Consider the following 9,490-nt stretch of genomic DNA (forward strand, 5'->3'; position numbering starts at 1 on the left):
GCGAGCAGGCCATCGGCCCGGTACACTCCTCAAACGCTGCGATTTGCGCAAGGGTTTTGGCCCGATGACCATTGCCGACCAAGTGACGGGATCGCGGATCGCGGGAACCGCGGATGCCAAGGAGGCGAAGCCGCGCGCGGCGGCGCCGGCCATCACGCTCCCCGTCATCGGCGAGCGCGAGCTTCGCCTCGACCTCTTCCGCGGGCTGGCGTTGTGGCTGATCTTCATCGACCATTTGCCGCCAAACCTGCTGACCTGGTTCACCATCCGCAACTACGGCTTCAGCGACGCCACCGAGATCTTCATCTTCATCTCCGGCTACACCGCGGCCTTCGTCTACGGCCGTGCGATGTTGGAAAACGGCTTCGTCATCGCCACCGCGCGGATCCTGCGCCGGGTCTGGCAGATCTACGTCGCCCACGTCTTCCTGTTCACGATCTTCCTCGCGGAAATCTCCTACGTCGCCACCAGCTTCGAGAATCCGCTCTACACGGAAGAGATGGGCATCATGGATTTCCTCAAGCAGCCTGACGTCACCATCGTGCAGGCGCTGCTGCTGCGCTTCCGGCCCGTCAACATGGACGTGCTGCCGCTCTATATCGTGTTGATGCTGGCGCTGCCGCTCATCCTCTGGCTGATGAAATGGAAGCCGGATCTCACGCTCGGCCTGTCGGTCGTGCTCTACGTGGTGACCTGGGAGTTTGACCTCTATTTTTCGGCTTATCCGAATGGTTTCTGGGCCTTCAACCCGCTCGCCTGGCAATTGCTGTTCGTGTTCGGTGCCTGGTGTGCGCTCGGAGGTGCACGGCGCATGACGCGGATCCTGGCATCACCCGTGACGATGTGGATCTCGATCGCCTATCTGGCCGCTGCGTTCTACGTGACGCTGACCTGGTACGTGCCGCAGCTCTCCCACTTCATGCCGAAGCGGATCGAGCAGTGGATGTATCCGATCGACAAGACCGATCTGGACGTGCTGCGCTTCACGCATTTCCTGGCACTGGCCGCGCTCACAGTGCGCTTCCTGCCGCGGGACTGGCCGGGCCTGAAATCACCCCTCTTGAGACCGCTGATCCTCTGCGGCCAGCACTCGCTGGAGATATTCTGTCTCGGCGTGTTCCTGGCCTTTGCCGGTCATTTCATCCTGGCCGAGGTGTCGGGCGGCCCGGGCATGCATGCGCTGATTAGTCTCTGCGGAATCCTGATCATGTGGGCCATGGCCTGGGTGATTTCATGGTACAAGCAGGTCGCTGACAAGAGCGGTTCGAAAACCAAAAACGCCGTCGGCAACGCCGATCTGGCGGGAGGGGGCTGATGAAGGCGAAGGTTCTCCTGAGCCTGATCCTGCTATGCGGTGCACTCGCCGCGCCTTCCGCGCGCGCCGAGGATAATGCTGCGCCTGCCGCTCCCGCAGGACCGTCGGCGTGCGAGGTGCCGTCGTATCTGCTCGCCACCGAAAGCCAGCTCCCGAAGGTCGCCGAGGCCGTGAAGAGCGAAAAACCGCTCGAAATCCTGGTCATCGGCAGCCGGTCGACCACCATCCCGTCATCCGAAGAGAGCTCCTATCCGGCCCGGCTTCAGGCGATCTTGAAGGAGAAGCTGCCTTCGGAACCGGTGCACGTCTCCGTAGAACTACAGAGCAAGAAGACCGCAGAAGAGACCGCATCCGGCTTCGTTAAGCTTATGGAAGCGAAAAAGCCTACTTTGGTCATCTGGCAGACCGGGACCGTGGATGCTATCCGATCCATCGATCCCGATGAGTTCCGCGGTGCCGTCACGGATGGCGTTACTGCGCTGCAAAATGCGGGGGCCGACGTTATATTGATGAATTTGCAGTACAGCCCGCGGACCGAAACCATGATCTCGGTGCCGCCCTATCTCGATAATATGCGCGTGGTGGCGCAGGAGCATGATATCCCGCTGTTCGACCGTTTCGCGATCATGCGTCAATGGAATGATCAAGGTCAGTTTGACCTGTTCAATCCCTCGCGCGGACCGGAGTTGGCGAAACAGGTCCATGATTGCCTTGGCCGGGCGCTGGCGCAATTCGTCGTCGACGCCGCGCATCTCGGTCCGGCCCAGCAGCAAAATTGAGGTTTAGCGTAAATGAGTTCTTTCCGCCCTTTTGGCCTGACGGCATGGCTGGCTGCGCCCATTGTGGCCGCGCTGCTGATGCCTGTGTCGCTCTCACCCGTCCGCGCGCAGGCCGTGGCTGTCGCGCCGACGGCCCCGCAGGCCGCTAGTCCGGCGCCCGCGCCGCAGGCCACGACCGCCGCGACCAGCCAGCAAGAATCTTCCGAGCAGCGCGGTCTTACCGCGCGGGCCATCGACAAGGTCAAGCAGGTCGCCAAATCCGCCGGCGACATCTTTAGCCGCGTGCCGTGCCTGCCGCCTAGGGGCAGCGCGAACAAGGGCGGCGCAAAATCGATGGGCTCGCTGCCGCACGTCGCGAACAAGCTGGTCGCGGGCAAGCCAGTCGTCATCGTCGCGTTCGGATCGTCATCGACGGCAGGCTTCGGTGCAAGCTCGCCTGATTTCAACTATCCGAACCGCCTCGCCGGGCAGCTTCGCCGGCAATATCCGACCGCCGACATCGCCGTCATCAACGCCGGCGTCGGCGGCGAGGACGCGCCCGAGATGATGAAGCGCCTCCAGAAGGAGGTGATCGACGTGCATCCGGATCTCGTGATCTGGCAGGTCGGCACCAATGCAGTGCTGCGCAACCTCGATCCGGGCGACACCGCAAAGCTCGTCGAGGACGGCATCACGCGCATCCAGGCGGCCGGCGATTCAGACATCGTGCTGGTCGATCCGCAATATTCGCCGCGCGTCACCGAGCGTCCCGAGAGCGCCGGCAAGATGGTGAAGCTGCTCGGCCGCGTCGCGGAGCTCCGCCACGTCGGCATCTTCCCGCGCTTCGAGGTGATGCGCGACTGGCACGAGAAGCAGGCCATTCCGGTCGAGAGTTTTGTGATCTCCGACGGCCTGCACATGAATGATTGGGGCTACGCCTGCTTCGCGCAGCTCCTCGGCGACGACATCATCCGCTCCGTCGGCCAGATCAAGTTAGGGGTCAACGTGCCTGCGGACGTGCGGACCTATCGGCCGATGTAGCTCGGCTGCTGTAGCGATTGTAGGGTGGGTTAGCGAAGCGTAACCCACCACTTCTCTCGACGAGTGGAGAGCAAAGAGGTGGGTTACGCCTTCGGCTAACCCACCCTACTTTTCCGAAAGCGTGGCTACCTTACGCCTTCTCCAGCGCCGCGGTGAGATCCTCGATCAGATCGTCGGCATGCTCGAGCCCCGCCGAGAAGCGGATAAAGCCTTCGCTGATGCCGAGCGCAGCGCGGTCTTCCGGCTTCAGGCGCTGATGGGTCGTGGTCGCCGGATGCGTCACCAGGCTCTTGGCGTCGCCGAGATTGTTGGAAATCTTGGCGAGCTTCAGCGCATTGAGCACGCGGAATGCGGCCTGCTTGCCGCCCTTGACCTCGAACCCGACCAGCGTCGAGCCGCCGCGCATCTGCTTCTTCACGAGAGCTGCCTGCGGATGATCGGCGCGGCCGGGATAGACCAGACGCGAAATTTTTGGATGGCTGGCGAGCACCTCGGCAACGCGGGCCGCGGTGTCGGTCTGTGCGCGCACGCGCACGCCGAGCGTCTCCAGCCCCTTGAGCAGGACCCAGGCGTTGAACGGCGAGATCGACGGCCCGGTCTGGCGCATGAAGTTGTGGATGTGCTCGGCGGTGAACGCTTCGGACGACAGGATGACGCCCCCCAGACACCGGCCCTGGCCATCGATGTGCTTGGTCGCGGAATAGACCACGACATCGGCACCGAGCGCGAGCGGGCTCTGCCAGATCGGCGTCGCGAACACGTTGTCGACCACGAGCCGCGCGCCGCCTTTGTGTGCGATTTCTGCGATGGCGGGAATGTCGAGCACGTCGAGCGTCGGATTGGTCGGGCTTTCCAGGAAGAAGGTCTTGGTGTTCGGCTTGACCGCGCGCTGCCACTGGTCGAGATCGAGACCGTCGACCAGCGTGGTCTCGATGCCGTAGCGCGGCAGCAGATCCTGCACCACGTAGAGGCACGAGCCGAACAGCGCCCTCGATGCCACAACGTGATCGCCAGCCTTCAAGGGCGCCAGGATTGCGGTCGTCACCGCGGCCATGCCGGTTGCCGCCGAGCGGGCGGCTTCGGCGCCCTCGAGCTCGATCATGCGCTGCTCGAACATCGCGATCGTCGGGTTGGAATAGCGCGAATAGATGAAGCCGGGATCCTCGCCCTTGAACCGCGCCTCGCATTCCTCGGCGCTCGCGTAGACGTAGCCCTGGGTGAGGAACAGCGCTTCGGACGTCTCGCCATATTGCGAGCGCAGGGTGCCGGAATGAACCAGCCGGGTTTCGGGACGGTAGTTGGCGGGCGACTTCGACATAGGTACCTCCGACATGACCATCGATGCGAAAATGGTCACAAAAAAACCGGCCTGGATATCTCCACTGGCCGGGATCACAGAGGTCCCCGGCCTGTTTAGCGATTTATTTAACGTGGCTGCAAGCCGGCCGGCTCAAATCACCACGGGATAAGTCATGCTCATATTCCGCCATGGCCTTTTCGTCAAGGCATCCATCGGATAGCGGTAAAAGGTTCGTTTTTCCGCATTTTTGGATGCGTTTGACCCGAGATGAGGACCACCGGTTGACGTTCACGGTCGCCGCCGACGCCAATGGTATCCTGCCCGACCGCATGATCGCGGCGATGGCGGATGATGGGCTTATCCTGCCCGCCTACGACTTCGTCGAAAGCCAGATTCAGCCGGCAAGCCTCGATTTGCGACTCGGTGATATTGCTTACCGCGTCCGCGCGAGCTTCCTGCCCGGGCCCGGCGCCACCGTCGCCGAGCGCATCGACGAGCTGAAGCTGCACGAGTTCAGCCTCACCGACGGCGCGGTGCTGGAGACCAACTGCGTCTACATCGTGCCGCTGCTCGAGAGTCTCGCGCTGCCGCCGGAGATCGTCGCGGCCGCCAATCCGAAGAGCTCGACCGGTCGGCTCGACGTCTTCACCCGCGTGATCGCCGATGGCACCCGCCGTTTCGACATGATCGGTGCGGGCTATCACGGCCCACTCTATGCCGAGATCAGCCCTAAAACGTTTCCGGTGCTGGTGAGCGAGGGCTCGCGGCTGTCGCAGGTGCGCTTCCGCACCGGCGATGCCATCCTCAGCATTGACGAGCTCGAGGCGCTGCATGCGACAGAGCGTCTCGTCGACATCGACGATGCCGATCTCACCGGCGGCGTCGCCGTCTCCGTCGATCTCTCCGGCGAAAAGGGCGGCGGCTTCGTCGGCTATCGCGCCAAGCGCCACACCGGCGTGGTCGATGTCGATCGCCGCGCCGGCTACGCGATCGAGGATTTCTGGGAGCCGATCTCGGCGCGTCCCGACGGCAGCCTCATTCTCGATCCCGGCGAGTTCTACATCCTAGCGTCCAAGGAAGCGGTGCAGGTGCCGCCGGACTACGCCGCGGAGATGGTGCCGTTCGATCCCCTGGTCGGTGAATTCCGCGTGCACTATGCCGGTTTCTTCGACCCCGGCTTCGGCTATGCGGGCGCCGGCGGGCAGGGGGCGCGCGCGGTGCTCGAGGTGCGCTCGCGCGAAGTGCCCTTCATCCTCGAGCACGGCCAGATCGTCGGCCGCCTCGTCTACGAGAAGATGCTGGCGCGGCCCGATGCCATGTACGGCCAGCGCATCGGCTCGAACTACCAGGCGCAGGGATTGAAGCTGAGCAAGCACTTTCGGGTGTAGCTGCTAGCCCACCCACCCGCCGCCGTCATGCCCCGGCTTGATGACCGGGGCATCCAGTACGCTGCGGCCTATCGACTCTATAATAGCTGCCTCTGGAATACTGGATCGCCCGAACAAGTCGGGCGATGACACCGAATGTGTGCCAGGATGTGAACCTAAATCCGAGCTGTAAGCGAGGTGGCGACATGACAGATCAATCCGACCTCGACACAAGAATTCTGGAAGACGCCGCGGATGCGCTGATCTATTCGGATCGCTCGGGCACGATCGTCCGATGGAATCGTGCATCGAGCGCGCTGTTCGGGTTCTCCGCGCAAGAAGCGCTCGGCCAGAACCTCGACCTGATCGTTCCCGAACATTTGCGCGCCGCGCACTGGAAGGGCTTTGAGACTGCGACGTCGAGCGGCATGATGAAGCTTGCCGGCCGTCCTACGCTGACCCGCGCACTGCACAAGAGCGGACGCAAGCTCTACATCGAGATGACGTTTGCGCTTGTCAGAGATGCCGGCGGTGCCGTGCACGGAGCGGTGGCGATGGCGCGCGACGTGACCGAAAGGGTCGAGCGCGAGCGCGCGGCCAAGGCTGCGCCGCCTCCGCAGGCTTCGTGATGCGGAATTGGCGAGGGAGCGTGCAGGGCGCCCTGCATGAGCGTCAGGTTGCCCGCCACGGATTGCAGTGACACACTCGATCAAAACGACGATCGGGAGCGAACATGGCCGCCGCTTTGGACTCCGCGCAGGAAGCCCAGTGGAAACGCTGGCGTGCCATCGCCGATCTCTACCATGCCTATTTCACCGGCCTCATCCTCACCGTGGTGACGCGGCGCGGCACTGCGGATGCCGCGGAATTCGTCTTCCGCGTGTTTCGCCGCCAGCAGCAGGAGCGTTTCCTGCCCGGGCTCGACAAGCTCGGGCTGCGCCATCTGCCGCCGGCGGTCGCGGCCGCGCAATACCACTATCTCTCCAACTGGATCGGCGGCGTGCGTGTCGAATACATGTATGAGAGCGATCGCAAGGCCTGGATCCGCTATCCGCCGCCGCGCTGGATCTGGAAGGGCCCCGCGATATGCGGCATTCCCGGCGAAGTGTCGCGCGCGATGCTGCGCGGCTGGCACGCCAACAATGGCGTCGTGCTCGGTGACCTCAGGCTCGGTTTCGTCTGCACCAAGCAGAGCGTCGATGGTCAGGACGGGCTCGAAGGTTACTACTACGAACATGATCACCCGCTCGAACTCGACCAGCGCCTGGTATTCGCGCGTCATCTCGAAGCACCGCTGTTCGATGCGAACAACGCGCCGGCGCTGCCGGTTGCGAGTTGGCCAAAGCCGCGACTGGAAAAGGCCTATCGCAACTACGCGATGGAATATGTCCGCACGGCCGCGCCCGTGATGGTGCAGTTGTTCGATCCTGGGGATGCCGGATATCTGCTGCATCTGACGGGCAAGCTGATCGGCATGCAGAGTTTCGACGAGGTCGCGGCGGCGCTGGGGATGAGCCGCGGCGGCGCGAAAGAGTTTGCATCTTTCCTCAACGCGCTGCTCGCCGCGCAGGACGATGCGGCCGATCTTGCGGGATCCGAAGGCGGCTTCGAGATCCGTCAGCAGAGCTGGAAGCTGATGGATGATGTTGCTGATTATCATCCGGTGATCGCGAAGGTGCTGGAAGGCCTGTTCGAAGGGCTTGCGGCCGGGTGCGGGCGTCATATCGGTGTCAGTTTGAAAGCTGGTGCAGGCGGCAGGTCTCCACTGGTGTGGAGCATCGGCTAAGCAACCCTCGATCCCTGCACTCCATCCCCGCTTGCGGGATGGTGAAGCGCCTTCCACGCGCCGAAATGCGCTGCCGCAGGGGGGCCGTGCGCCGGACGCAGGCGGAATCAGCTCGTGGCATGCTAACACGGGTCATTCATTTCGTTCGTGCAGGGGTTGAATCCGGTCAATTGACGGTGAACGTGATCGCGCTCACAGACGCCGCGGCCAAATCGCCGTAGCAGTTGAAAAGGTTTTTCGGAGAGGAAATGTCCGACGTCGGCGTCGCCGAGCTTCCCGTCGATGAGGAGGAGCGTCCCGAGCCGCCGCCATCGCGGCCGGCGAGGCTTGCCGCGCCACGCAGCGCGCTGGTTGATGGGCCGATCCTGCGCACGCTGCTCAGCCTGGCCTGGCCGAACGTGATCGGACTATCAGCGGGCACCTGCGTGGTGATCGCGGAGACCTCCTATATCGGCCGCCTCGGCGTCGAATCGCTCGCCGCGATGGCGCTGGTGTTTCCCTGCGTGATCCTGATGATGACGATGTCCGGCGGCGCTATGGGCGGTGCCGTGGCTTCCGCGATCGCGCGTGCGCTCGGTGCGGGCGACCGCGAGCGCGCCGGTACGCTTGCCGCGCACGCGCTCCTGATCGGCATCGCCTTCGGTCTCGTCTTCATGCTGGGCATGCTGATCTTCGGGCCGCATCTGCTCGAGCTGCTTGGCGGCCGCGGCAACGTGCTGGCGCAGGCGATCGCCTACATGCAGGTGTTCTTCGGCGGCGCGGTGCTGGCCTGGCTGCTCAATACTCTGGCCGGCGTGCTGCGCGGCACCGGCAACATGAAGCTGCCTTCGCTGCTGATGCTCAATTCTGCGGTGTGCCAGATCATCCTGGGCGGCACGCTGGGTCTCGGGCTCGGACCGATCCCGCAATTCGGCATGCGCGGCGTCGCCGCCGGCGCGCTGATCGCCTATTCGATCAACATTAGCGTAATGAGCTGGTACCTGTTTTCCGGCCGCGCGCGTGTCGTGCCCAAGCTGATTGGCCTCCGGATCCAGTGGGCGATGTTCTTCGACATCCTGAAGGTGGGCGCCATCGCCTGTTTCTCGCCGCTGCAATCGGTGCTGACGATCTCGATCCTCACCCACATGCTGGCCAAGTTCGGCACCGCAATCCTCGCCGGCTACGGCGTCGGTGCGCGGCTCGAATTTCTGCTGATTTCGATCGCGTTCGCCTTCGGCATCGCCTCGGTGCCGATGGTCGGCATGGCGATCGGCGCCGGCAAGATCGCGCGCGCACGCCGCATTGCCTGGACGGCCGGTGTGGCCGCATTCCTCGCGGTGGGCACGCCCGCGAGCCTGGTTGCGATCTTCCCCGATCTCTGGGTCAATATCTTCACCGACAGCGCGACCGTGCGCGCGATGAGCCATCAATATCTCTCTACCGTCGCACCGTTCTACGCCTTCATGGGCCTCGCCACGGCGATGTATTTCTCATCGCAGGGCGCGGCCAAGGTGCTGGGACCGGTGTTGGCGCAGACCGCACGGCTCGTCTTCATCGCAACCTGCGGCTGGTGGCTGTCGACGCATGAAGCGACCGCGCAAAGCTTCTTCTGGCTCGCGGCAAGCTCGATGGTCCTACTTGGAACGCTCTCCTGTTCCAGCGTGGTGCTGACGCGCTGGGGAACGCGCGCCACCAAGCCGGATATCCGGCCAGCTCTGTCCGGCGTTGCGGATTAAAGCATGATCCGGAAAAGTGTGGAGCGGTTTTCTCTCGCGACAAACGCGGAACGCGCTTGCGCGGAGATCATGCTCAAACATCAACCTAAAGCGCGATGACGATTCATCCTAATCTCATCGCGCTTTAGTCTTACTGTGTCATAAAATCATCCGCACGGTACGTCTTTGGATGAGAGCAGTACAGCACGGACATCGTCGCAGGCGACTG

At 63.4% G+C, this 9,490-nt stretch carries 8 protein-coding genes and 1 riboswitch; of the genes, 7 read left to right on the top strand and 1 reads right to left on the bottom strand.

The window, feature by feature from the left end:
• The first annotated feature begins 64 nt into the window (after nt 1–64).
• The 3 genes from SO140_RS01220 to SO140_RS01230 are packed head-to-tail and all read left to right on the top strand — an operon-like array spanning nt 65 to nt 3,114.
• The gene (locus SO140_RS01220) at nt 65–1,315 is read left to right on the top strand and encodes an OpgC domain-containing protein (protein WP_449377716.1); all 1,251 of its coding nucleotides are present in this window, start codon (nt 65–67) and stop codon (nt 1,313–1,315) included.
• Nucleotides 1,315–2,094 carry an SGNH/GDSL hydrolase family protein gene (locus SO140_RS01225; protein ID WP_449377715.1) on the top strand — a complete coding sequence of 260 codons (780 nt, stop codon included), beginning with the start codon at nt 1,315–1,317 and terminating at the stop codon, nt 2,092–2,094. The genes SO140_RS01220 and SO140_RS01225 overlap by 1 nt, the downstream gene beginning before the upstream one ends.
• 12 nt (nt 2,095–2,106) lie before the next feature.
• On the top strand, nt 2,107–3,114 hold the full coding sequence (locus SO140_RS01230; protein ID WP_449377714.1) for an SGNH/GDSL hydrolase family protein: 1,008 nt from the start codon (nt 2,107–2,109) through the stop codon (nt 3,112–3,114).
• 130 nt (nt 3,115–3,244) lie between these two features.
• On the opposite strand, the gene SO140_RS01235 is transcribed toward SO140_RS01230, so the two are convergent.
• A complete protein-coding gene (locus SO140_RS01235) occupies nt 3,245–4,432 on the bottom strand; it encodes an O-succinylhomoserine sulfhydrylase (protein ID WP_449377713.1) in 1,188 nt (395 codons plus the stop codon).
• Between the two features lie 74 nt (nt 4,433–4,506).
• Nucleotides 4,507–4,586, bottom strand: a riboswitch (SAM riboswitch).
• Between the two features lie 79 nt (nt 4,587–4,665).
• Between SO140_RS01235 and SO140_RS01240 the strand changes: the two genes are divergently transcribed.
• From SO140_RS01240 to SO140_RS01255, 4 genes are all read left to right on the top strand, one after another.
• Nucleotides 4,666–5,802 (top strand): 2'-deoxycytidine 5'-triphosphate deaminase, encoded by a 1,137-nt coding sequence (locus SO140_RS01240; protein ID WP_449377712.1) that lies wholly within the window; start codon nt 4,666–4,668, stop codon nt 5,800–5,802.
• A gap of 185 nt (nt 5,803–5,987) precedes the next feature.
• On the top strand, nt 5,988–6,410 hold the full coding sequence (locus tag SO140_RS01245; protein ID WP_449377711.1) for a PAS domain S-box protein: 423 nt from the start codon (nt 5,988–5,990) through the stop codon (nt 6,408–6,410).
• Between the two features lie 104 nt (nt 6,411–6,514).
• Nucleotides 6,515–7,567: a hypothetical protein gene (locus tag SO140_RS01250; protein ID WP_449377710.1), complete on the top strand. Its 1,053-nt coding sequence runs from the start codon at nt 6,515–6,517 to the stop codon at nt 7,565–7,567.
• Nucleotides 7,568–7,815: 248 nt separating this feature from the next.
• Nucleotides 7,816–9,282, top strand: coding sequence for an MATE family efflux transporter (locus SO140_RS01255; protein WP_449377709.1), 1,467 nt, complete (start codon nt 7,816–7,818; stop codon nt 9,280–9,282).
• Nucleotides 9,283–9,490: the final 208 nt, after the last annotated feature.

It is taken from the genome of Bradyrhizobium sp. UFLA05-108 (assembly GCF_059803455.1).